Below are 25,849 nucleotides of genomic sequence, written 5' to 3'. Positions count from 1 at the left end.
TCAACCTTTTTATATTTAGGCACGGCTTGCTCCTAGTGGATCTACTTTATAAACACTCAGCTCTTTACCGTTTGTATCTACAATGTGAACCGCACAAGCAATACAAGGGTCGAAGCTGTGAACTGTTCGGATGATTTCTAAAGGCTCATCAGGATTCACCACTTTAGTTCCCACTAAAGAGGCTTCATAAGCTCCTAATCGCTCTTTGTAATCTCTTGGCGCTGCATTCCATGTTGATGGAACAACCGCTTGATAGTTTTCTACTTTACCGTCTTTGATTTTAACCCAGTGACCCAAACCTCCACGTGGAGCTTCAGCCATACCATAACCTTTTGCATCTTTAGCTACTTTGTCAAAATCAAACTCAGTCCATGTTGATAAATCACCGTTTGCTACGTTTACAGCTAACTCATCAGACCACTCGATACATTTGTCTGCCATTAGTTCAGTCTCAATAGCTCTTGCAGCTGTTCGTCCAATGGTTGAGAAAAGAACTTTAGTTGGTAAGTTACCGTTCTTCAAGAATGTAGTAACATATTTGCTGATAAGTTCATCCCCTTTAGCAACACCAATCACCATTCTTGCTAATGGCCCCACTTCCATTCTCTCATCATCGTACAGTGGAGATTTAATCCAAGAGTATTTTTTCTTCGTATCTAAATATGCAATTCCATCCTCTTTTTTACCAAATCCTGTATAGTTAGGGTTGGTTACACCATCATATGGGTGAAGGTTTGTTGTTCCCTCATACCAAGCGTGAGTAACGTCTTCAGTAATCTTAGACTGATCTAATTCAAACACTTTAGAGATATCTTTATTTAAAACAACCCCTGAAGGAAAAAGTTTTTTAGAGTCATAGAATGGTAAGTCATCTAAGTTAAAGTCCCCATAAGACATGAAGTTACCTAAACCACCACCAACACCAGCAAGTGCTTCATCCGCATACATTGTTCCTGCCATGTAAACATCTGGTAAATAAGCCTCTTTAGTAAACTTTTGAGCTTTTTTCATGATTTGTTTATACTCTGCAATTCGTGAAGGATTTTTAATATCCTGAACACACGTTACACCACCAACAACTAATGATTGCGGGTGTGGGTTTTTACCACCAAAGATTGCCAATGCTTTAGCTAACTCTCTTTGTAACTCTAATGCATCTAAATAGTGAGAAAGTGCAATCAAGTTTTGCTCAGGTGTGAGTTTATATGCTTTGCTTCCCCAGTAAGCATTACCGAAGATTCCAAGTCGACCTTGTTTTACATATTTAGTCACTCTTTCTTGAACTTGTTTATACACACTTTCACTTGCATTCCAAGGATTAGTTTTAGCAATTTCTGCCCATTTGTGTGCTTCAGCTACAGCTTTTTTAGGATCTGCTTCTAATGCTTTAGTGATATCAACAAAATCAAGTGCATGCAGGTGATAGAAATGAACAATGTGGTCATGTACATACAATCCACCTTGCATTAAGTTTCGAACCAATCTTGCATTTTTAGGAATCGTTACACCAAATGCATGCTCAACCGCTTCAATACTTCTTTGATAATGTGTACCTGTACAAACTCCACAGATTCTCATTGCAAGTAGACCACAGTCTCTAGGGTCTCTTCCTTTTAAAATCTCTTCAATCCCTCTGAACATTGTTGATGAACTGTATGCATCTGTGATAACATTGTTCTCATCAATCACTGCCTCGATTCTTAAGTGACCTTCAATTCTCGTAATTGGGTCAATGACTAAATGTTTCTTACTCATTATCTTCTCCATGCTCTGATTTTTTACCTGCTACTGCACTTACAACTGCGTGTGCTGCAATACCAACTGTTGTTGCTGTTAATAGTCCTAAACCGAACTCATCAACTGTTTTTTCAACTCCACCAGTAGGTGCTTTAATATTAGCATCTGCCATTGGTCTTTCGTATGCATATTTATCCCAGAAGTCTGGCTCACTACATCCAATACATCCTCGACCAACACCAATAGGCCAGTTTGTCCCTTCGTTGTATCGAATAATAGAACAGTTATTAAATGTCATAGGACCTTTACAACCCACTTTATATAAACACCAGTTGTTTTTAGCACCTTCATCACCCCACTCTTCTACGAACTCACCAGCATCGAAGTGAGCTCTTCTTTCACAGTTATCGTGGATTCTATAACCAAATGCGAATTTTGGTCGTAATAATGAGTCTAACTCTGGTACTTGACCGCTTAAAATAAAGTGTAAAACAACACCCACCATGTTTGCTGGATTTGCTGGACAGGCTGGAATATTAATCAGTGGTTTTCCTTTAACAATGTCCATAACACCAACGGCACCTGTTGGATTTGGAGCAGCTGCAGGAATACCACCAAAGGTAGCACAGGTACCAACTGCAACAACTGCAGCTGAATCTTTTGCTAATCTCTCTAAATGCTCTTTAAATGTCTCACCGCTTGCACCAATCGTTCCATATTGACCATTCATTGCTGTTGGAATGGCTCCTTCAACAAACAGTAAATATTTCCCTTTAAAGTGATGCATTGCATCTTCAAGTTGTGCATCTGCTTGATGCCCTGATGCTGCCATGATTGTTTCGTGGAATTCCAGACTTAATACATCAAAAAGTAAATCATCTACTGTAGGAGCACTGCTTCGTAAAAGTGCTTCTGAGTTACCAGCACAATCTTGTAACTCAATCCAAATAACAGGTACTCTGTTCATTAATTCTGTTGCTTCAGCGACCAATGGAGCAAACATAGGAGGAAGCATAAGTGTTGCCGTCGTAGCACTGACCCACTTCATAAAATCCCGTCTGTTCACGCCTTCACTCTCAATGATTTCCATCATATCCATCTCTTTAAGCTTTGGTTGAGCTTTTAATGAATCCAATCTGGCTCTCATTTTTGAATAAAGGTTATTGTAATACTCTTCACCCTTATTCGTCTCTACACGCGCCGATTTTTGTGTAAACATCTTTTTTACCATCTCTTGCGAATCTGCAACCATCTTTCCCTCCTATACAGAATGTTCATTAACTTTTAAAAAAGTACCTACATAACACTTATACGAAACTTAAGAATGAATATTGATTCACCATAATACATAGCATTAACATAGCATTGGAATAACAATAATGTAACTAATTAGTTTATCACATTTATTGTATAAAAATCAAAAACTGAAGAAAACTCCGATTGAATAGTTATTCAGTAAATGAATATTCATTTTCTATTTTTTGTTCAATAAAAAAAATTTAACAGACGCGTCAATTATGTAACAAATATGTTTTTTTTTGAAAAATTTGTTAAAGTGTTTCAATTTTACACGACTAATGAGTCGTGCATACAGAACAAACGTCGAAGCTTCGTAAAACGATGGTTGCTTCTTGCAGTGAATTTAATCCAATTAAAGCCTTTTGTGCTACACCATAATCAGGCTTTTCTCCAGGTCCTAAATTCCATACTGTTGGAGTAACCACATCATAAGATTTTATTTTACCTTCGTGTATGATAAGTTCATGTTTAAGTGCCCCTCTAGTAGCTTCAATAAAACCCGTACCAAAGGTTGAGTTTATCTCCTTAAGTGCCGTTTTAGGAGCGATATAAGACTCTTCTGAAATGTCCAAAGTGTGCAACATTGTTTTTGCTGTTTGAAGTAAATAAGCAATCTCATCGACTCTGGCCATCACGCGAGTTAACACCGAGTCATCATAGGTTTTATGAAGTTGCTTAATAAAACGTCTGTTTTGGGTCATGGCTCTTGCTAAGGGTCCCGTTTCATAAAAAAGGTTATCATATTTCACCGTTTTTGCCCAACCATACTTCTCTTTTTTTTGTATTTTACTGTTGAGTTCAAACGTAAAATCATCATGTTCTTTGATTTTATTCATCTCAAATTTACTGACATTTTTTAGTCTGATTTTTCCTTTATGAAAACCACACGCATCCGATATTACAAAAAATCGATTATAGCTTTGACCTATTTTTTCTAAAGATTGTTCAAAACTCATCTTAAGAAAAGATTTTATATCCCCTTTTAAAAGCTTTAAATCATCTGTTTGTGAAAGAGTAAGATAGTTTTGCATCTCCATTCCCACCAGCTCTTTTTCAAAGTATGCAATGGTTTGGTCAATATAGTTTTCAACTAAAATCATATCCATGTGCGTTGGATCACACATCACTCCTCCTGGAACCATATAGGATGTATGTGGCCACTGTCCAGCAAAAAGAGCCAAGGCTTTTGTGATCTCACTGCTGGCACGTTGAGCTTTTAACCACTGTTGACCTTTTAAAGGTTCAAACTCTTTTCGTGGAGTCATTGATGCAGCATTGATATCTGGCATAATAAAAAAGTAAAACCATTTAATATGGCTTTGTACAATTTCAATAATCAATCCCAACTCTCTTAAAATTTTTGCTTTTGCAGTGACGTGCAATTCTATGTTGGCATTTTTATAACAATCCTCCAAAGCATTCACAGTAGCAAGCAGATGCGCTTGTCCGCAAATACCACACATTCTTGGGGTATACACAAGAGCGTCCAAAGGTGCTTTTCCTTCCAACATATACTCAAAACCTCTGAAATTGAGAAATTCAATATAGGCATCATTGACTCTGTTATTTTTCCAATGGAGATTAAGTTTTGCTTCGCCTTCTATTCTTTCAATTATATCAACGGTTTTCATCTATGAGTTTTCCTATTAATCGTTCTATTTTAAAAGTTTTTGCAATCCCTGTAAGTGAAAGATAGGCACGTTTAGAGATACCCAATGGCACCTCTGCAGGAATACCTATATTTTTCTTCGTTTCAAGCATATTTTCACGAGGAAAGTCTGTTTCAGTACAGCCAATACAAGGCATGCCCACTCGGGTTTTTGAGCTGGTATCATTCCACAATATTTTATTACAACTGCTGTGTGTCATGGGCCCTCGACACCCTTGTTCATAAAACAGACACCCCTCTTTTAAACCAAAACTTTTGCTCTCTACTTTCCATTCAAAATACTCATTTCTCGTACACCCATGGTGCGCTAAATGAGAGTATAGTTCAATGGGACGTTGCTCATCATCTAAAGCAATGTTCCCTTTTGCTTTAAGCGTATAAAGTGTTTGTAAAATCCACTCTGGATGTACAGGGCAACCTGTAAGGTTAATCGTATCGTGACCCGATTTACATGCACTTTTTTTACCCACAACAGACTGAACACCTACCACGTCATCATTGTGTTCAAACTTGGCATGCACCCCTCCGTATGACGCACAACTTCCCACTGCAATCACATAATGTGAACGTTTGATGAGTTTTTCTACAATTGCCGTACTGCTTTGGTCACTTAAGGTTAAAAATTGAGTATTTGAAGTTAAAGCACCCTCTATGAGTAAAAAATCATACGAGGCATTGGATTGAAGAACATCATTTAAAGTTGTATGGTGTGTTAAGCTGGGGTGATAAACAAGCTCAAACTGATTAAGGAACTGTTCAAAACGCGAGGCGTTTGAACTTAAAAGTGATTGTGTATTGCCATTACATGTAAGGGCTTGAATCCAAACAACTTTTGGTTTATTCCTCATACTTCAGTGCTCGATAGATGTTTTCAGCAATCAAATCGCTGTAATCTAAGAGGTCTTTTTCCAGTACTTTTTCACCGCTTAAAAATGCAAAACCACCTAAGCTTCCCATAAACATACCAAAGGCAGCAAAGAAGTCTTGGTCTCGAAACTCTTTTTTAGCCGCACCCTCATCAAGCAGAATCATCACTTCTGTTACAAACTCTCCAACGCAAAGAAAACCTTCGCATCCTTGGTTAAATACCTCTCTGTTTGAGAGGTAGACTCGTAAAAAATACTCTATGATTTCAGGTGTTTTTTTAACGCGTTTAAAATATTTTCGTGTAAATTCATAAATTTTCTCTTTTGAAGAAATGTCCATATTGTTCACTTCACGTAAATCTTGTGCTAATACATTGGTAGAATATTTAATGGCACATTTTGCAAGCTCTTCTTTAGAAGGAAAATAGTTGTACATATTTCCCACACTCATCTTCATTGCTTTAGCAATGTCCGGAATAGTGGTATTGTAAAACCCTTTTTTAGAAAAAAGTTTAAGTGATTTTTCGATAATTGAAATTTTTTTTGTCTCTTTAGCTGACAAGGTCTTACCTTATATTTAAAATTACCCACATTATAATGAAAAAATTTTTAAGAGAGATTAAAAAGAGAGAAGAAATAGAGCTTAAGCCCATAAAATGGGCTTAAGTGTTACTATTAAGAGTGTACTAGGTTTGTTAATTCCGCATCACTGATAGTGTGGAAGTTTAAGTATTTATAAATATCATCTCTTTTTTCAGGAGTGATTTTCTTAGGTACCATGTTTAAGTACTCTTCTTTAGTTGGAAGTCGTCCAAGTAAAGCTGCAAGCGCTGCAACTTCTGCAGAACCTAAGTAAACTTTAGAGTCTTTACCAAGTCTGTTGTCAAAGTTTCTAGTACTTGTTGAGAATACAACTGCACCTTGACCAACGTTTGCTTGGTTACCCATACATAAAGAACATCCTGGGATTTCAAGTCGTGCACCAGCAGCACCAAATACTGCATAGTAACCCTCTTCAGTTAATTGTTGTTGATCCATTTTTGTTGGAGGAGCAATCCATAATTTAGCTGGAACTGGACCTTCACCTTTAAGAACTTCACCTAAAGCTCTAAATAGACCGATATTTGTCATACAAGAACCAACAAATACTTCGTCAATTTTCTCAGTTGGTCTGTTTGGATCAGCTAAGATGTTTGATAATGTATCAACATCATCTGGATCGTTAGGACAAGCTAATAATGGCTCAGTGATTTCATTTAAGTTGATTTCGATAGTTGCTAAATACTCTGCGTCTGCATCTGGAGTTAATAACTCAGGATTAGCAATCCACTCTTTCATTTTATCCGCTCTTCTTTGAAGCGTTCTAGCATCTTGATAACCCTCTTCAATCATTTTCTCAATTAAAGCGATGTTAGAAGATAAGTACTCAATGATTGGTTCTTTATCTAATTGAACAGAACAAGCTGCTGCTGATCTCTCTGCTGCTGCATCTGAAAGCTCAAATGCTTGTTCAACTTTAAGTTGTGGAAGACCAGAAATCTCAATTACGTTACCAGCAAAGATATTCTTTTTGTTTTTCTTAGGAACTGTTAAAAGACCATCTTTAATCGCTTGGTAAGGAATAGCATTAACTAAGTCTCTTAAAGTGATACCTGGTTGTAATTCACCTGTAAATTTAACGTGAACTGATTCAGGCATAGTTAAAGGCATCATACCAGTAACACCTGCGAATGCTACAAGTCCAGAACCTGCAGGGAAAGAGATACCAATTGGGAATCTTGTGTGTGAATCTCCACCCGTACCAACTGTATCTGGTAAACAAAGTCTGTTTAACCACGAGTGAATAACACCGTCACCTGGTCTTAAAGTAACACCACTTCTTGAAGTAATGAACTCTGGCAATGTGTGTTGTAAGTTGATGTCTGCTGGTTTTGGATAAGCAGCAGTGTGACAGAATGATTGCATTACCATATCTGCACCAAAGCTAAGTGCTGCAAGCTCTTTAATCTCATCTCTTGTCATAGGTCCTGTTGTATCTTGGGAACCAACAGTTGTACAAACTGGCTCAACATACATACCTGGTTTAACACCTTCAAGACCACACGCTCTACCCACCATTTTTTGTGCTTGAGTATACCCTTTACCATTATCTTCTGGTTGAGTTGGAGCAATAAAAATATCAGATGCACCTAATCCTAAAGCCTCTCTTGCTTTTGCAGTTAAACCTTTACCAATGATTAATGGAATTCGTCCACCTGCTCTCATTTCATCTGTTAAAGTGTTTGGAGCAAGATTAAATTCAGAAACAACTGAACCATTCTTTTCAATTACACCCGCATATGGTTTAAGAACAATAACATCACCCGTTTCTAACTCATCAACTGGCGCTTGGATTGGTAAACATCCTGAATCTTCAGCAGTGTTGAAGAAAATTGGAGCAATGATTGAACCAATAACAACTCCACCTGTTCTTTTATTTGGTACACCTGGAATATCTCTACCCATGTGCCATTGAACAGAGTTGATCCCTGATTTTCGAGAACTTCCTGTACCCACAACATCACCAACGTATGCTAAAGGATGACCTTTTTCTTTCAATTTATCCATTGTATTTAATGGATCTTCCATTCTTGATTGTAACATTGCAGTTGCATGTAATGGAATATCTGCTCTTGTAAATGCTACTGTTGCAGGAGATAAATCATCTGTATTTGTTTCACCAGGGATTTTATATACTGTTAAAGTAATCTCTTCTTCTAAAGCGGGTTTATTTGTAAACCATTCAGCATTTGCCCAAGACTCAATCACTTCTTTTGCTTTTACATTTCCACCATCTGCTAACTCTTTTACGTCATTGAATGAATCGTAAACTAAAATAGTGTTTTTTAATTGTTTTGCTGCAGCTTCAGCCACTTCATCAATTTTAAGAGCCTCAACCAATGGTGTTACATTGAATCCACCCATCATTGTTCCTAAAATTTCGATTGCTTCGATTTTAGAAATTACAGAACATGATACGTTACCTTGAACGACATCATTTAAAAATGCTGCTTTAACATATGCTGCATCGTCAACACCAGGGTTAACTTTGTTTTTGAATAATTCTAATGCATACTCTGCATCTTCAACAGTAGAAGCTTTTAATAACTCTACTAATTGTGCAGTTTGTTCAGCTGTTAAAGCTAACGGAGGTAAGTTACCCTCTTTCGCTCTCTCTTCAGTATGTGCTCTATAATCAGCTAGTAAACTCATATATATCTCCTGTTTATTTTAAGTCTTTGTAGTATAGCATATTGACATTATTATAGATGTACAATTCTTGTAAAAGTTGCACAAGTTTTTTTTGATGTTTAAATTGGTTACAAAATCAGGCTCTTTATAGAGTTAAAAGAGCCTGATTTGTCATTTTTCGGGATATATCATATTGAGAGGCTGTACAAATTTATCAAAATCTTCACTGGACAAAATGCCCAATTTTTGTGCTTCTTCTTTGAGTGTTGTACAATTTTTGTACGCTTCTTTAGCAATGAGTGCGGCTTTTTCATATCCAATATAAGGATTGAGTGCCGTTACAAGCATCAAAGAGTCATTTAAATACTCATTGATTTTTGTTTCATTTGCCTCAATTCCGACCGCACAATGCTCATTAAATGAACGAATTGCATCGGCTAAGAGTTGTATTGATTGTATAAGGTTATAAGCAATCACAGGTTTAAAAACATTAAGTTCAAAGTTTCCTTGACTGGCAGCTATACCTATTGTAGCATGGTTACCCATGACTTGAACAGCTACCATGGTCAATGCTTCAGATTGTGTGGGATTGACTTTCCCTGGCATAATAGAACTTCCTGGTTCATTGGCAGGTATGGTTAACTCCCCTATTCCACACCTTGGTCCACTGCTTAACCAACGAATGTCATTGGCTATTTTCATGGCATTTGCTGCCAAGCCATTCAATGCCCCACTTAAAAAGACCTCTGCATCATGAGAGGTCAGACCATGAAATTTATTGGGATGAGAGACGAAGGGTATACCTGTTTTGGTTGCATCATTTAAAACAGCACATACTCTGTTTGAAAATTCACAATGGCAATTGATCCCTGTACCCACTGCCGTTCCGCCAATGGCGAGCTCTTTAATATATTTTAATGCATCTAAAATCTGCTCTTTACTTTTTTTAAGCATCTCCACATAACCACTGAACTCTTGTCCCAAACTCAACGGTGTAGCATCTTGCAAATGAGTTCGACCAATTTTTACAACACTTTCAAACGTTTTTGATTTTGATTGAAGCGTGTCATGTAGTTTGTCAATACTGGGCAATAGTTCATTTTGTACTTGAAGTAAAAATGCAATGCGCATGGCTGTTGGGAAAGTATCATTGGAACTTTGAGACATGTTCACATCATCATTGGGATGAATCAATCGATTCACTCTGAAATCTTCACCTAAATATACCGTAGCAATGGAAGAGATAACCTCATTTAAATTCATATTACTTTGAGTCCCACTTCCTGTTTGCCAAACTGAAAGTGGAAATTCATGAGGGTATTTACCTTTTAGTATATCTTCACATGCCTTTTGTATTGCGATGGCTTTCTCATTTGAGAGTTTTCCTAAATCACAGTTGGCTTTGGCGCATGCAGATTTTAAATGTGCAAATGCATGTATAAGTTCTTTGGGCATCTTTTCAATGCCTATTTTAAAGTTTTCCAAACTTCGTTGGGTTTGTGCTGCCCACAGTTTAGAATTCTCTACTTGAACTTCACCCATCGTGTCATGTTCCATTCGATATTGCATCATTCACTCCTCATAAATTCTGTTGTTTTATCTTACAATAAATTTTCACAACAGACAACTTTTTAAGAAAAATAATTTTTACCTTTTTTAAAAACTGTATAAATTAGGAGAGCTTTTATAGAATAAAAAAACAGATATAAAAAAATAACCTTATCTTTTTATCTTTTAATGGTATAATTAATACTTAAACTATAAAGTAAGGATTAAGATGGATGCCTATAGCTTTGACACATACACACAACTGTTTAAGTATATTACCACCCATTATGATAATCCTACTTTTTTAAACTACTTAAAAGATGGTGAATATGAATCTATCAGTACTGCTGATTTTAAACAGCGTGTCTCTTATTTAGCTCTTGCTTTAGAAGAGTTTGGCGTCAAAGAGTATGACAGTGTTGCACTCTTTGCTAAACCCAGTCCTTGTTGGCTTATTTTTGACTTTGCCTTGCAACTTGTAAAAGCAGTATCTGTGCCCATTTTTGAAGATATATCTCAAAAAAATTTGGATTTTGAACTGCATGACTCGCAAATCAAATATATCTTTACGGATCACACCAAATACATTTACGACATTGATGATGAAATCACCATCATTGGCTGTAATATTGTGGCCAAAAACAAAAAGTTTATCACGGTATCCGAACTCATGGAGAGAGGAAAACTTCTGTATAAAACCAAATCTGATGAAATAGAAAATATGATTCACTCAGTAGGTCCCGATTACCTTTTCAGTGTGGTCTATACCAGTGGGAATACCGGTATTCCAAAAGGGGTGGAGCTTACACAAAGTAATATTGTTTCACAATTGCATGCAATACATCAACTCTATCCTTTAAAAAAAGGTGCTAAAGCATTGACGTTGCTTCCATTGGCACACATTTTTGAACGTACAGTCATGAGTTATTATCTCAGTTGTGGTATCAGTATTTATTTTGTAGATGATGTGCACAATGTGGCACCTCTGATGAAAAAAGTTAAACCCAATATCATGACAGTCGTGCCTCGTCTTTTGGAAAAAATATATCTAAAAATTGAAGAGAAAGTGTATGAGAAGAAGGGCTTTGAAGGTTTGGTTGCACGCTTAGCATTTCAACGAGCTCGGCAAAAAAAATACAGTAAGCCTACCCTTATTGACAAACTCTTTTCAAAACTGGTGTATAACAAATTTTTGGAGAGTTTTGGTGGTGAATTAGAAGTGCTTGTCAGCGGTGGCGCCAATTTAGATAAAGAGTTATATAACTTCTTTTTAAATATTGGATTGCCTTTATATCAAGGGTATGGCTTAACAGAGACCTCTCCTGTGATCAGTGTGAATTATCCAGGCAACAATAAAGCAGGAACCTGTGGGAAACCGCTTCCAAATGTGAAAGTGAAACTCAATAAAGATAATGAACTGCTTACTAAAGGGCAACATGTCATGAGAGGATACCGTAACCAAGAAGGCATGACGCAAGAGACCATTGACCAAGATGGTTGGTTACACACAGGAGATTTAGCAAGCATTGATGAAGAAGGTTATATTACCATTCAAAGCAGAAAAAAAGAGCTGTTAAAAACCTCTACAGGCAAATACATCAGTGCAGTGGCAATTGAACAAGCCATTACACAAAGCAAATATATTGATTACGCCATTGTCGTTGGTAATGACCGACAATTTGTCACCGCATTGCTTTTTATGAACCCAGAATTAGTACCAAAAGATATAAATGCAGAGACATTTTATAAACAAAGTGATATAAAAAGTCAAATCATTGCACACATTAAAAGAGTGAATGCCACTTTAGACCAATGGGAAAAAGTGGTAAAATACGCTATTATAACGAATAAAATCTCCATTGATGGAGGAGAGCTTACGCCATCAATGAAAATACGACGAAATGAAATTGAGAGCAAATATAAGAAGATTATAGATAATATGTATAAATAAATCCAATTAAAGGATCCACATGAGTGAACGAATTGCAATTATAGATGGACTAAGAAGCCCCGTTGCCAAAGCATACGGTAAACTTAAACATATCCAAGCAGATACTTTAGGTTCAATCATTGCAAAAGAGCTGATTTTACAAATTGGAATTGATTACAAACAGTACAATGAAGTCATCATTGGAAACGTAGCCCAGCCGACTAATGCAGCGAATATGGCACGTGTCTTAGCCTCACGAGCTGGTTTCCCTATCTCCACACCTGCATACACAGTACACCGAAACTGTGCCTCAGGTATGCAAGCAATCAGTTCTGCAATGGCTTCTATACGTTCCAATGAAGGACAGCTTTACTTAGTAGGTGGAGTAGAATCCATGAGTAATATTCCTATTTTATACAGTGATAACCTTCGTGATTTAATGATCAGTGTGAACAACAGTAAAACACTGTTACAAAAACTCACCGTATTAAAAAACTTTCGACCCAACTTTTTAAAACCCGTGATTGGTTTGGTCTCTGGACTAACCGATCCTATCAGTGGTCAAATCATGGGATTAACGGCTGAAATTTTAGCCAACGAATTTAAAATCACACGATATGAACAAGATGAGTATGCACTGCTGTCTCACAAACGTGCACAAGCAGCAATTGAAAAAGGCCTTTTAAAGGACGAAATTTATCCTATAGTAACAAGCAATGAGTCCATCATGTATGACGATGACGGTATTCGTTACAATCAAAATATGAAAGCCTTAGAGAAACTACATCCATTCTTTGATAAACAAAATGGTACAGTAACCGCTGGAAACTCTTCACAAATCTCCGATGGGGCTTGTATGCTTGCAGTATGTTCTGAAACTTATGCAAAAAGCATAGGGATCAAACCATTAGGATACATCAAAGAGTTTGCCTATGCCGGACTTGAAGCACATAGAATGGGATTAGGTCCTATATATGCAACTAAAAAACTTTTTGACAAAACAGGCATGAGTTTAAAAGAGTTTGATTTGATTGAAATGAATGAAGCATTTGCAGCACAAGTTTTAGCCAACATTAAAGCCTTTAACTCAAAAGAGTTTTGTAAAAAAACATTTAATTCTGAACCCTTAGGTGAAATAAACCAAAATATTCTTAATGTCAATGGTGGAGCAATTGCATTAGGACATCCTGTAGGGATGAGTGGTGCACGTATTGTTTTAGCAGCACTTAAAGAGTTAAAAAGACGTAAAAAACAGACAGCCTTAGCAACCTTATGTGTAGGTGGTGGTCAAGGTGCATCTTTTGTATTGGAGGCCAACTAGTATGAAAACAAACCATATAAAACTGGATATTAACAATAACATTGCCACGCTTACTTTTGATATGAAAGATTCCAATGCCAATACCCTTGGCAGTGAAGTTTTAGAAGAGTTTGATAAAAAATTGGACGAGCTTAAACAGCAAAGTGGTATTCAAGCACTGCTCATACAAAGTGCGAAACCCTCTATTTTCATAGCAGGTGCAAACATTAAAGAGATTGAACCCATGAACGATGAGAAAGTCATCTTTGATTATTTAATGAGAGTCAATGAGATCTTTTTAAAACTTGAACGTCTGAAGTTTCCTTCTATTGCGTATATCAATGGTTCGTGTATGGGAGGTGGTTTAGAGTTAGCTTTAGCGTGCTCTTACCGTATAGCAACCAGTGAAGAGGCAACTAAAATTGCATTTCCTGAAGTGAAACTGGGTTTCTTTCCAGGATTTGGAGGTACACAAAGACTTCCAAAACTCATTGGACTCATTCCTTCTTTGGATTTGATTCTTACAGGCAAAACCATTGATGCAAAAAAAGCATACAAATTAGGTTTGGTCAATGAGTTTTTTGCACAAGGACAAAGTAAAGACAGAGTTGAAGCATTCATACAAAAAGCAATCAAGAAAAAAGTGAAAAATAAAAAACGCTTTAACCTCATGGAGTATTTTAAAGTAACTCAAGAGTATATTTACAATAAAGCATTTGAAAATTTAGAGAAAAAAGTACATCCTAAATATTTTGGACCTTATAGAGCTTTAGATGTCATACGACACACTTATAAAAGCAGACATCATATTGGTATTAAAGTAGAAGCTCAAACATTCAGTGAAGTGGCCGTAACCAAAGAGTCTAAACATCTTATTAATCTTTTCTTCACGCAACAAGCATTGAAAAAAGAGTATAAAACAGAGCATGAATTGCCTGCTATTGAACAAACAGCCGTGGTTGGAAGTGGCGTAATGGGTAAAGGCATTATTTGGCTTTTTAGTAAATTTGCTAAAGGGGTGCGTATTAAACTGCGACGACTTGACCAAACCCAAGAGATCCTTCAAGGGGTGAGCAACCTCTATGACTACTTTATTAAAACCCATAAAATGACAAAGAAACAGGTTGATTTCAAACTCAACCGTTTGAGTTATACCCAAGAGTATAAAGGCTTTAAACTCATTGATTTTGCATTGGAAGCCATCATTGAAAATAAAGAGGAAAAAATCAAAACCTATAAAGAGCTTGAAAAAGAGCTCAATGAGCAAGCCATATTAGCAACCAACACCTCTTCGATCTCCATTGAAACACTCTCAGCAAAAGTCAAAAATAAAAAGAACTTTTTAGGGGTACACTTCTTTAATCCCGTCAATAAGATGCCATTAGTAGAAGTCATTCCCAACTCAAAAACTTCACAAGAGAGCATTGAAAGAGTCTTTGCATTTTTAAAACAGTGCGGCAAAACGCCTGTACTCGTACATGATTGTGCTGGTTTCTTGGTCAATCGTGTGTTGCTTCCATTTATCAATGAAGCAGGCTTCATGCTTCAAGAGGGCAATGGCATCGAAAAAATTGATAAAACACTCAAAGAGTTTGGTCTTCCTATGGGGGCTTTTGAATTGGCTGATACGGTGGGAATTGATGTGGGGTATAAAGTGGCTACTATTTTAGAAGAGTCATATGGAAGCAGAATGAAAGTGTGCGAACTTTTAACAGAAATTTATAACAAAAAACTGCTGGGTAAAAAAACTGGTATCGGATTTTACATTCATACCAAAGAGTCCATGCGTGTGAATCATACCCTTGAAAACACACAAAAGTCCATCAAAGTTGTCACCAGTTCAGATATGATTGATCGAGCCATTTTAATCATGGTCAATGAAGCAAGCCGTTGTTTAGAAGAAGGGATCATTGATAATGTGGCCTATTTAGATTATGCAATGATTGCAGGAACAGGCTTCCCTGCATTCAGAGGTGGATTGCTCAAATACGCCGATGAACTCGGGATCGATTACATTGTCTCTAAACTTTTAGAGTTTGAAAAACGACATGGTGAACGATTCAGACCAAGTCAACTGCTTTTAGATTTACAGAAAAATAAAAAAACATTTTACACAGGAGAAGCATTATGGAAACACTGATTTTTATACTCATACTTTTTGCCTTGGCATTTACAACCCTTCCTCTTATTGGATGGGTCATTATCATTGGTTTATACAGCTTCTTCTTTTTTGATGCTGGCATTCTTTTCTTTATACCATTTATTGCCATTGCCTTTGTGCTTTTAAACAAAGAGATTCGAGTACGGCTCATCACTCAAAAACTGGTCGATATGGTCAAAAAGAGAGGTCTTTTACCTAAAATCTCACCCACTGAAGAACAAGCACTTCAAGCAGGGACTTCATGGGTAGAGTCAAACTTTTTTAACGCCACCGTGGACTTTAAACGTATCAACGACGAAAAAGTAACACAACTTACAGATGAAGAGCAAGCCTTTTTAGACAATGAAGTTGAAACACTGTGCAACATGACCACTGATTGGGAAATCTTCCAAAACCGTGATTTAAGTGAAAAGGTGTGGGAATATATTAAAAGCAAAAAATTCTTTGGTATGATCATTCCAAAAGAGTTTGGTGGTTTAGGTTTCAGTGCCACAGCACACTCAAAAGTGATTGAAAAACTGGTTTCTCGTTCACAAGTATTGGCCATAACTGTCATGGTGCCAAACTCATTGGGACCTGCAGAGCTGATTTTAAAACACGGTACAGACAAACAAAAAGAGAAATATCTTAAAAACCTAGCAGTAGGAAAAGAGGTGCCTTGTTTTGCATTGACTGAACCCAATGCGGGCAGTGATGCAACCTCAATCACCTCTTATGGAACACTGTTTAAAGATAAATCAGGCAAAGTAAAAATCAAACTCAATTTTGAGAAACGATACATCACTTTAGGAAACATTGCAACACTGCTTGGTTTAGCATTTCAACTCAAAGACCCTGAACACATCTTAGGAGAAAAAGAGGATTTGGGTATCACATTTGCTTTGGTCAATGCCAAACTCAAAAGTGTGGACAACTCAAAACGTCATGACCCATTAGGCATCCCATTTATCAACTCACCGCTGTATGGAAAAGATGTGGTAATTTCAATTGAGGATATCATTGGTGGAGAAGCAGGCATTGGTCATGGCTGGCAAATGCTTGTTGAGTCACTCTCTATTGGTCGAGGTATCTCACTTCCGAGTGTGAGTCTGGGTGGCAGTAAATTAGCTCTTCAAACCGTAGCTTCATATACACAACTAAGAGAGCAGTTTGGTTTAAACATCGCCTCTTTTGAAGGAGTAGAAGAAAAAATTGCCAAAATTGCAGCATTGACGTATCTACAAAATGCCGCACGAAACTTCACGCTTGATGCCATTGACAATGGGCAAAAACCAGCAGTAGTCAACTCTATCATGAAGTACCATGCCACAGAAAAATTCAGAGAAGTGATTAATGATGCCATGGATATTTTAGGGGGTGCAGGCATTATTCGTGGTGAAAAAAACCTTTTAGCACATGCTTACATGGCCGTACCTATTTCAATCACAGTCGAAGGTGCCAATATCCTTACTCGTAACTTGATGCAGTTTGGACAAGGATTAATCAAGTGCCACCCTTATTTATATAAACAAGTCCAAGCATTGCAAAGTGACAACACCAAAGAGTTCGATGACTTATTCTTTTCACACATAGGTTTGGTTTTAAAAGCCTTTTTAAAAAAGATGGCATATTATTTAACTCGAGGATATATTGCACAACCAACGGGGCATTTTAAACGACAAAAGCAAAAACTATTGTGGGTAAGCAGTGACTTTACATTTTTAAGTAACCTCTCTTTAGCACTGTTTGGTGCGAATATTAAGAAAAAAGAGAGCATGAGTGCACGTTTTGGAGATATTCTTTCATGGTGTTATTTAATCACAGCAACACTTCGTGAGTATGATAAAAATCCAAACTCATCACACAAAGAGCTTGTTGAGTATGTGTGTGATTATGGGTTTTCACAAATTCAAACAGCTAAAGAGCATATTGTAAGCAATATGCCACTGTTTAAATACTTATTGCCTGTGATTAAAGTCAACCCTTTTTCAGCGGAACCACAAGATGCTTTGAATGCAAAAATCGTTGAAAAACTTCAAGATGAAAGCATTCTTGATTCACTGTGCAGTGGACTTTTTGTATCAAATAACCGAGATGACATCATGTATAAACTGCTCAATGCCGTACAACTGAACAAACACGCTCAAGCTCTGTTTAAAAAGGTGAAAACAGCGCTTAAAAAAGGAGAGTTAAAACATGCTCCTTTTGAAATGGTACTGCAAGAAGCTTTAGATAAAGAACTGATTTCTCAAGAGGAGTTTGAACAACTCAGCGTTGCTTATGAAGCCAAACAAGAGGTCATCAATGTGGATGCCTTTGATGCCCAAGATTATAAAAACCAAAAATAGCCATGCGTGAAGAAGAGAATGATCTGCTCATAGATTCGGGTGGGTATATGCTCAAATTGGTTGAGAAAATTCTCTCAACCAATATAGAGATAAAAGGGATTGAGAATATTCCTATGAATAACCCAAAAATCTTTGTGGCCAATCACTTTACCCGCGTTGAAGCACTTATTGTCCCGTATGCTTTGTATCACTTAACCAAAAAAAAAGTGGGAGTCATTGCCGATGATTCTATTTTTGAATATTTTGGTGATATTTTAAAAGATTTGGGAGCTTTGCCCAAATCCACACCCAACAGAAACAATATTATTTTAAGTGATATTTTAACTGCAAGAAAAGATTGGATGATTTTTCCAGAAGGTGTAATGGTCAAGGGGAAACATATTATAAAAGAGCAAAACCACTACTGTGTAAAAATTGATGGAGAGAGTGAAAAAGTCTTTACAGGTGCTGCGGTGTTTGCTTTGCAATCACAGCTTTTAAGAGAAGCCTATTTAAACAAAAAGTTGAAAAATGAAGAGGCATTCCATAACACTTATATGCTCAATGTTTATGACCACATCAGCCAACAAGAGAGCATGATCGTACCCATAAATATCAGTTACGCACCCATTCGAACAGGAAAGAACTTCTTAACAGAGATTGCCAATACCATTTTTTCAAATATTTCTGAACCTTTTAAAGAAGAGATTGAAATAGAGAGTAATATCGTGTTGCACTCTAAAATCATTATTAATATCTTAAAGCCCATGGGAATGAAAGAAGTTACCTCTTCTGTGGCACTTCAAAACACTCCCATGAGTGACAATCAAATCATTGATGCCTACCGCTATCGTTTAACACATGACTTTATGAAAAGTATTTATGAGAACTTAACCATTCGTTTTGATCATCTTTTTGCAGCACTGTTATACTTTTCACCGCATGATTATGTCAATAAACTCCATTTTAAGCGTCTTTTGTATTTGATTGCGCATAAGATTAAAAACAGCTCCTTACAGTACGATGAATCGATTGAGAAGAATTTTATCAACCTTATTTCTTTTGAAGAGTATGAACCTTTTGAAGAAGTTTTACAAATAGCCAAAGAGAACCAAATCATCAGCGAGACAAAAGAGAACTATGTCATTTCAAAAGAGAATTTGATTGAAGGGTATACCCACCATACCATTCGGCTAAAAAATATTTTAAAAGTCTTTTTAAATGAGGTATTGATTATCAAAGAGGTTGTGGATATGATTGAGCAGTACTCCAAGCTGCCTCCTAAAGATATTGATGCGATGCTTTTAATTCATCTGATAAATCAAGAAAAAGATGAATATTTGCAAGACTATTTAGAGTTTAAAGAGGATAAAAATATCAAATCCAAAGAGGTAGGTGAGCCTTACTTTTTACAAACAGATCGTTCTAAAATAGGCATCATAGCCCTGCATGGTTTCTCTTCAGCGCCCATGGAGGTCAATGAGATGGCTGTTTATTTAAATAAAAAAGGGTTTAATGTCTATGCCCCAAGACTGCGAGGTCATGGTACTACACCTGAAGATTTAAAAATAAGAAGCTGGAAAGAGTGGTATGAAAGTGTTTCAAGAGCGATTATCATTGGCAGTTTGATGTATGAAAAAATCTATATTGCTGGTTTTTCGACAGGTGGATTATTGGCACTTTTAAGTACCAAGAAAATGGCTCCAAAACTTAAAGGTATCATCTGCATTAATGCTGCACTCAAACTCAATGATCTGCGTATTAAAACGGTATTGCCTGCTATTGAGTTTTGGAATGAACTGGTTGAATCTTTTGATGCCAATGAGTATAAAAAAGAGTACCTTCCCAATAAAGCAGAATACCCACAGATTAACTATAACCGACACTATGTTGATGCCATATCACAACTGAGTGATTTGATGAAAAAAACAAAAAAAGCCTTAAAAAAGATCACTCTTCCAACACTGATTATTCAAGCACAGAATGACCCAGTAGTGAACCCTAAAAGTGCTCAAGAAATCTATGACAAAATCACATCACAAAAAAAAGAGTTAATTTTTATGCCTTTTAATAACCATGTTATTATTCGTGGGAAACGTGCTAAAGAGCTTTTTAGTACCATTGTTGAATTTATAAATGAGGAGCAACCATGATCAAGCTCTCACTGCAAGAAAAACTGCACAATGAAATTCCCATGACCAAACTTATGGGTTTAAAAATCAATGAGTACAATGCCAAAGAACTCATCACCTCTGCTCCACTTGAAATCAATGTGAATGATAAAGGTACCGCCTTTGGTGGCAGTTTGAACTCAATTGTGACCATCAGTGGTTGGTCAATGTGTCAACTTATTGCGTATGAGTTGGGTTATGAAAAAAGTGCCATTATGATTTATAAAAACTCTTCTGAGTTTAAAGCGCCTGTACATTCACGTATCATGTGTCATGTACAAAAACCATCCGAAGAGAAAATTGATACACTTAAAAGGAAACTTCAAAACAAACACAGTGGTTCTCTCACTGTATATGCACAAATCATCGAAAAAGGTAAGGTATGTGTAGAGTTTGAAGGAATCTATATTATAAAGGTAAAACCATGAGATTTAAAACATCCCTCCTTTTAGCTATCACAGCTCTACTTTTTATAGGTTGTACCAGTAAAACACCCTATACCAATCGTTCACAATTTATTTTACTTTCTCAATCACAAGAATTAGCGCTTGGTGAACAAACGTATAAAGAGACACTGGATAAATCAAAAGTCATCATGAATACCATTCAAGCAAAGATGGTTAAAAACATTGGAGCAAAGATTGCAAAAGTTGCCAATAAAAAAGATTATGAATGGGAGTTTAACTTAGTACAAAACAGTGAGAAAAATGCTTTTTGTTTGCCTGGTGGAAAAGTGGTTGTTTATACAGGAATCTTCTCTGTTGCTAAAAATGAAGACCAACTGGCAACCGTTATCTCACATGAAATTGCACACGCTTTAGCACGTCATGGAGCGGAGAGAATGAGTCAAAGTATGGTGGCACAAGGCATTCAAGTAGTGGGTAATATTGTTGTGGGTTCACAAGCACCCCAATACACACAAGCTTTTAATGTAGCATATGGGTTAGGAAGTCAATACGGTGTGCTTATGCCTTATGGACGTATGCAAGAGAGTGAAGCTGATGAAATTGGGGTTCATTTGATGAAACAAGCGGGTTATGATTTGAATGAAGCACTTAAGTTTTGGGAAAATATGAGTCAGGGAAACAGTGAGGGAATAGAGTTTTTCTCTACTCACCCCAACTCTAAAACACGTATTGAAAACATCAAACGTATCATCAAAGAGTTAAATAAGAAGTAGTCTACGCTATATTGGTGTAAACTGCTTGAACGTCATCATCATCTTCAAGCTTTTCTAAAAGTTTTCCAATCTCCTCTTGTTGTTCGTCATTGAACTCTTGTGGGTTATTTGGAATTCGTTTAAGCTCTGCTTTTTTAAGCTCAATTCCAAGCTCTTCAAACTTGGCATTCATGTTCCCAAACTCTGTGTATTCTGCAAGTGCAATACAAAGTCCCTCTTCCTCTTCAAGCTCTTCAAGTCCTGCATCAATGAGTTCAAGTTCAAGCTCTTCAAGCTCCATACCTTCTACTTTTTCAAACTCAAAAATTGCTTTTCTATCGAACATGAACTCCAATGAACCAGTAGGTACCACTTGTCCACCATTTTTATTAAAATGCATTTTTACGTTTGCAACGGTTCGTGTATTATTGTCAGTTGCGCACTCAACAAATACAAGTACACCATGAGGACCTTTTCCTTCAAAGTTTACATCCGTATAGTTTTTTGCATCTTTACCTGTGGCTCTTTTAATTGCTGATTCAATGTTGGCTTTTGGTAAGTTTTGTGCTTTTGCATTGATGATTGCCGTTCTTAGTGCAGGGTTCATATCAGGGTCACCCCCACCTGCTTTGGCTGCAATCTCAATTGCTTTTGCTAATTTTGGGAAAACTCGAGACATATTTCCCCATCGTTTCATTTTGGCTGCTTTTCGATATTCAAAGGCTCTACCCATTCGTCACTCCGGTTTTTATCTGTAATATTAATGTGTGGGGATTATAGCAAAGTTGCTATAAAGCTATGATAAAGTTGTATTATAAAAGAAATTTAGATTTTAACCATGTTTTTGAAACACGTCCATCTTTTTTGATGTATTCCACTAAGTAGACTTTTTTATGTACAAAGGGGAAAAAGGAGTTTGAAAAAGGTTTCCAACGTACACATTTAAGTTTGATGCCCTTGTTATTAAATTTTCGGCAAATATAGACTTTGTTAAGCCAAGTCAATGTTGAAAAAGTAAGAATTAAAAGTGAAAAGTAAATCAGTGTGTACACAGCAAGTTGAATAAAATTTAAAATCATTTCAGTCATTAAAAAAAGTCCTTAATAAAATAACGAGAAGGATTATATCATAAGATTGTTACATCTGTATAACAAAATCAACTGTAATCTTCAATTGAAGATATTTTGTCATTATCAAATGTAAATATGGTCTTTCCACCCAGTTTAAAGCCATCACCCTCTTTGAGTTTCTCACTGATATCCATTGCAACCACAGCTTCAAAGTTGATATACACAATAGCACAATCATCGGTAAAGTCAAAATCCAAAACATTCTGTTTTCTTGAAGAGAAGTATTTTGAGGTCTCAGATGCAATTTGCTTAAAGTCAGCAATGCCTTGTGTTTGTAGCGTTACAATGCCATTTTCAGTGTTTTTAAATTTTACGTCTTCACTTAGATGTGTCAACATACCATCAATATCAAAGTTATTATAGGCTTCAATGTAAGAGACAATAATCTCTTTTCTTAAAGTCTCATCCATATTAACTCCTTGTTAAATGATTCTATTAGTGTTATATAAGTTTTCTAAAAAGTAGCTTTTTTGTTACCACTTTTCATTTTAAGTTCAAAAATATGACAATTTGAACTTAGAAAAAATAAATTTTTAAATTATGTGTTATAATAAATGATACACAATGGAGAGCATATGCAGTTTAAAAAAGATGAAGAGAAATTACTTAAATTTCTAAAATTCTCACCCCCTGTATTTACAATATTCTTCTCTTTTTTAGTCATTGCATTGATCTATATTGTCAATACATACAGCTTTCAACAAGAGATTAAAAAACTGCGTATTGATTTTATTAATACCAATAAAAACATGGTTAAAAATGAGGTTGAACGGGTGCATTCATTTATCACTCATCAAAAAGCCCAAACGCAAACATTACTGCAACAAAATATTAAAGAAAACGTCAATATTGCACACAATATTATTAAACAAATCTACAAACAAAACAAACATTTAGGTGAAGATGTTGTGAAACAACTGGTCAAAGAGACCTTAAGAGATATTCGATTTAATGATGGCATTGGGTACTTTTTTATTCTTTCACACAATACCAAAATGATTTTACACCCTATTATGCCTAAACTTGAAGATCAAAGTGTCTCTAAAATCAAAGATACAAACAATAAATACCTTTTCCAACATATGTGTGATTTGATGAGAACAACCAATGAGAGCTATTTTCAATGGTATTGGTATAAACCCAATAATCCCAACCAAGAAGAGAAAAAAGTCGGTTTTTTAAAAAATATTCCTGAACTTAATTGGTACATTGGAAGTGGATATTACATGGATGATTTTGAAAAAAACATTCAAAAAAATCTCTTTGAATACACACCCACAATTCATTTTGGGAACCAAGGGTTTATTTTTATAATTGGTTATAATGGCGTTGTATTAAGCCATCCTAATCACGCTTTAATTGGACGAAACCTTTATAATATAAAAGACAAACACGGAAAACATTTTGTACAAGATATGATCAAGTTGGCAAAAAATGGAGAAGGGTTTATTACCCACTACGCCCCTGGTTTTTCAAACAATAAAGAGTCGCATAAAACCTCTTTTGTCAAAGGCGTTAATGATTGGGATTTCTTTATTGCTGCAGGTTATTATGATGATGAACTTAATGAAAAAATTGCTCAAAAAAAAGCAATTTTAGATGAAGCCAATGATGAATATATCTTTAACCTTTTAGTGATCAGTGTTACCATTACACTGATTTTAACAGCCATTGCCATTTATATATCCAAAATTGTGCAAAATCGTTTTTTTAAGTATAAAAATAAAATTGCTAAAGAGATTAAGAAAAACCAAGAGAAAGATGTACTGCTTGCACAACAGTCTAAAATGGCCGCTATGGGTGAGATGATAGGAAACATTGCCCACCAATGGAGACAACCGCTCTCTACCATTACAACGGCGGCCTCAGGTATATCTTTAAAACATGAATTTAATGACTTAAATGATAAAGATTTTGTCAACTTCACTCGAATTATTGATGAAAATGCACGTTATTTATCGGAAACCATCGATGATTTTAAAGAGTTTTTTAACCCAAATAAAGTTAAAGTGCAATTTGACATTGAAGATGCTATTAACCGTACACTCAATATTGTATCGGCTCAATTTACAAGCCACAAGATACATATTATAAAAAACATTGAGAATCGAAACATTTACTGTTTAGAGAATGAAATCATGCAAATCATCATCAATATTTTAAATAATGCTCGTGATGCTTTGGATGACAACAATATTAAAAACAAACTCATATTCATTGATGTGTACACCACACAAAAGAGTCTTCATATTGATATTACCGATAATGCTTTAGGGATTAATGAAGATATCATCGAGAGAATTTTTGAACCTTATTTTACCACCAAATTCAAATCCAAAGGGATAGGCATTGGTTTGTACATGTGTTATGAGATTATCACCAAACACTTAAAAGGACACATTCATGTTGAAAATGTGGAGTTTGAACATGAATCATCCATCTATAAAGGGGCAAAATTCTCTATTTCTATACCATTAAAAGAGATTGAACAGAAAGATTGAAAAAACACATACTATTTGATAACGATGGCGTTTTAGTCGATACGGAACAGTGGTACTTTAAAGCCAATCAAGAGATTTTAAAAAAAGAGTTGAACCTCACTTTAGAGTTAGAGGTCTATTTAAAAATCATGGCGCGTGGTGGTACGGCTTGGGAGATTGCTTTTAAACAAGGTATTCCTACTCATATAGTGGATGCGTGTCGTTTTAAAAGGGATGAACTCTATCAACACTACTTACAAACAGAAGAGATAGCCATACCGGATGTAAAAGATATATTAAATGATTTATCTAAAGATTACTCTATGGGTATTGTAACCACTTCAAGACGTGTAGATTTTCATTTGATTCATGCCAATCGAGGCATTGTTGATTTTATGGATTTTACACTCTGTGTAGAAGAATATACCCATGCCAAACCTCACCCTGAACCTTACTTAAAAGGGTTAGAAAAACTGCAAGCAAAAAAAGAGGAGACTTTTGTAGTAGAAGATTCTCAAAGAGGATTGAGTGCCGCTTATGATGCAGGCATTGATTGTGTCATTGTTCATAACAGTTTCACTGCAACACATGACTTTTCAAAAGCACAATATTTCATCCAATCACTGCATGAGTTGAAAACACTCTTTTAGAAGTATCCTAAAAGAGTGTGATACTTATATAAAAACGCTTTGATCTCTTTTAATAAAAGAGCAAGCTGTTGTTGAAGTTGTTGTTCAAACGTGAGTTGTTGTGCAATCATAATAAACTCCTTGTATGAACTTTAATTATAACAAGCAAAGTTTAAATAAGCTTTATAACCACAAATTTTTGTTACTATTGCAGTAAATAAAACAAAGGCTTT

The 25,849-nt window shown here is 36.0% G+C and carries 19 protein-coding genes; 9 read left to right on the top strand and 10 right to left on the bottom strand.

The genetic code is table 11. The features are described from left to right. Nucleotides 1–15 precede the first annotated feature (15 nt). The 7 genes from CRV04_RS02125 to fumC form a co-directional block, all read right to left on the bottom strand. Nucleotides 16–1,755 (bottom strand): nickel-dependent hydrogenase large subunit, encoded by a 1,740-nt coding sequence (locus CRV04_RS02125; protein WP_128994969.1) that lies wholly within the window; start codon nt 1,753–1,755, stop codon nt 16–18. Beyond that, complete coding sequence (locus CRV04_RS02120; protein WP_128994968.1) at nt 1,748–2,989, bottom strand: hydrogenase small subunit; 1,242 nt, start codon at nt 2,987–2,989, stop codon at nt 1,748–1,750. The genes CRV04_RS02125 and CRV04_RS02120 overlap by 8 nt, the downstream gene beginning before the upstream one ends. Before the next feature lie 322 nt (nt 2,990–3,311). Then, a complete protein-coding gene (locus CRV04_RS02115) occupies nt 3,312–4,667 on the bottom strand; it encodes a nickel-dependent hydrogenase large subunit (RefSeq protein WP_128994967.1) in 1,356 nt (451 codons plus the stop codon). Beyond that, complete coding sequence (locus tag CRV04_RS02110; RefSeq protein WP_128994966.1) at nt 4,654–5,553, bottom strand: NADH-quinone oxidoreductase subunit B family protein; 900 nt, start codon at nt 5,551–5,553, stop codon at nt 4,654–4,656. Before CRV04_RS02110 ends, CRV04_RS02115 begins: the two co-directional genes overlap by 14 nt. Beyond that, on the bottom strand, nt 5,543–6,133 hold the full coding sequence (locus tag CRV04_RS02105; protein ID WP_128994965.1) for a TetR/AcrR family transcriptional regulator: 591 nt from the start codon (nt 6,131–6,133) through the stop codon (nt 5,543–5,545). Before CRV04_RS02105 ends, CRV04_RS02110 begins: the two co-directional genes overlap by 11 nt. Before the next feature lie 113 nt (nt 6,134–6,246). Then, nucleotides 6,247–8,823: a bifunctional aconitate hydratase 2/2-methylisocitrate dehydratase gene (locus CRV04_RS02100; RefSeq protein WP_128994964.1), complete on the bottom strand. Its 2,577-nt coding sequence runs from the start codon at nt 8,821–8,823 to the stop codon at nt 6,247–6,249. Nucleotides 8,824–8,973: 150 nt separating this feature from the next. Continuing rightward, on the bottom strand, nt 8,974–10,371 hold the full coding sequence (gene fumC / locus CRV04_RS02095; protein WP_128994963.1) for a class II fumarate hydratase: 1,398 nt from the start codon (nt 10,369–10,371) through the stop codon (nt 8,974–8,976). A gap of 208 nt (nt 10,372–10,579) precedes the next feature. On the opposite strand from fumC, the gene CRV04_RS02090 reads away from it, so the two are divergent. The 7 genes from CRV04_RS02090 to CRV04_RS02060 are packed head-to-tail and all read left to right on the top strand — an operon-like array spanning nt 10,580 to nt 21,398. Next, a complete protein-coding gene (locus tag CRV04_RS02090) occupies nt 10,580–12,301 on the top strand; it encodes an AMP-dependent synthetase/ligase (protein ID WP_128994962.1) in 1,722 nt (573 codons plus the stop codon). 19 nt (nt 12,302–12,320) lie between these two features. Next, entirely contained in the window at nt 12,321–13,601 is a 1,281-nt protein-coding gene (locus tag CRV04_RS02085; RefSeq protein WP_128994961.1) for a thiolase family protein, read from the top strand. Between the two features lies 1 nt (nt 13,602). Then, nucleotides 13,603–15,720, top strand: a complete 2,118-nt coding sequence (locus CRV04_RS02080; protein ID WP_128994960.1) for a 3-hydroxyacyl-CoA dehydrogenase NAD-binding domain-containing protein — start codon at nt 13,603–13,605, stop codon at nt 15,718–15,720. Then, nucleotides 15,708–18,068 carry an acyl-CoA dehydrogenase gene (locus CRV04_RS02075; protein ID WP_128994959.1) on the top strand — a complete coding sequence of 787 codons (2,361 nt, stop codon included), beginning with the start codon at nt 15,708–15,710 and terminating at the stop codon, nt 18,066–18,068. Before CRV04_RS02080 ends, CRV04_RS02075 begins: the two co-directional genes overlap by 13 nt. Nucleotides 18,069–18,070: 2 nt before the next feature. Further along, complete coding sequence (locus CRV04_RS02070) at nt 18,071–20,200, top strand: alpha/beta fold hydrolase (protein ID WP_128994958.1); 2,130 nt, start codon at nt 18,071–18,073, stop codon at nt 20,198–20,200. Further along, the gene (locus CRV04_RS02065; protein ID WP_128994957.1) at nt 20,197–20,646 is read left to right on the top strand and encodes a YiiD C-terminal domain-containing protein; all 450 of its coding nucleotides are present in this window, start codon (nt 20,197–20,199) and stop codon (nt 20,644–20,646) included. The genes CRV04_RS02070 and CRV04_RS02065 overlap by 4 nt, the downstream gene beginning before the upstream one ends. After that, nucleotides 20,643–21,398: a M48 family metallopeptidase gene (locus tag CRV04_RS02060; RefSeq protein ID WP_128994956.1), complete on the top strand. Its 756-nt coding sequence runs from the start codon at nt 20,643–20,645 to the stop codon at nt 21,396–21,398. The genes CRV04_RS02065 and CRV04_RS02060 overlap by 4 nt, the downstream gene beginning before the upstream one ends. Before the next feature lies 1 nt (nt 21,399). On the opposite strand, the gene CRV04_RS02055 is transcribed toward CRV04_RS02060, so the two are convergent. The 3 genes from CRV04_RS02055 to CRV04_RS02045 form a co-directional block, all read right to left on the bottom strand. Continuing rightward, nucleotides 21,400–22,110 carry a YebC/PmpR family DNA-binding transcriptional regulator gene (locus CRV04_RS02055; RefSeq protein WP_128994955.1) on the bottom strand — a complete coding sequence of 237 codons (711 nt, stop codon included), beginning with the start codon at nt 22,108–22,110 and terminating at the stop codon, nt 21,400–21,402. 79 nt (nt 22,111–22,189) lie between these two features. After that, nucleotides 22,190–22,465 carry a hypothetical protein gene (locus tag CRV04_RS02050; protein WP_128994954.1) on the bottom strand — a complete coding sequence of 92 codons (276 nt, stop codon included), beginning with the start codon at nt 22,463–22,465 and terminating at the stop codon, nt 22,190–22,192. A gap of 68 nt (nt 22,466–22,533) precedes the next feature. Continuing rightward, complete coding sequence (locus tag CRV04_RS02045) at nt 22,534–22,917, bottom strand: nuclear transport factor 2 family protein (protein WP_128994953.1); 384 nt, start codon at nt 22,915–22,917, stop codon at nt 22,534–22,536. A 165-nt stretch (nt 22,918–23,082) separates the two neighbouring features. On the opposite strand from CRV04_RS02045, the gene CRV04_RS02040 reads away from it, so the two are divergent. Continuing rightward, the gene (locus tag CRV04_RS02040; protein WP_164969097.1) at nt 23,083–25,008 is read left to right on the top strand and encodes a sensor histidine kinase; all 1,926 of its coding nucleotides are present in this window, start codon (nt 23,083–23,085) and stop codon (nt 25,006–25,008) included. Then, nucleotides 25,005–25,637: an HAD family hydrolase gene (locus tag CRV04_RS02035; RefSeq protein WP_128994951.1), complete on the top strand. Its 633-nt coding sequence runs from the start codon at nt 25,005–25,007 to the stop codon at nt 25,635–25,637. Before CRV04_RS02040 ends, CRV04_RS02035 begins: the two co-directional genes overlap by 4 nt. Nucleotides 25,638–25,849: the final 212 nt, after the last annotated feature.

This window comes from Candidatus Marinarcus aquaticus (assembly GCF_004116335.1).
Taxonomy (GTDB): domain Bacteria; phylum Campylobacterota; class Campylobacteria; order Campylobacterales; family Arcobacteraceae; genus Marinarcus; species Marinarcus aquaticus.
The sequence above is the reverse complement of the archived record's forward strand: the minus strand, read 5'-3'. Positions and strand labels throughout refer to the sequence as shown.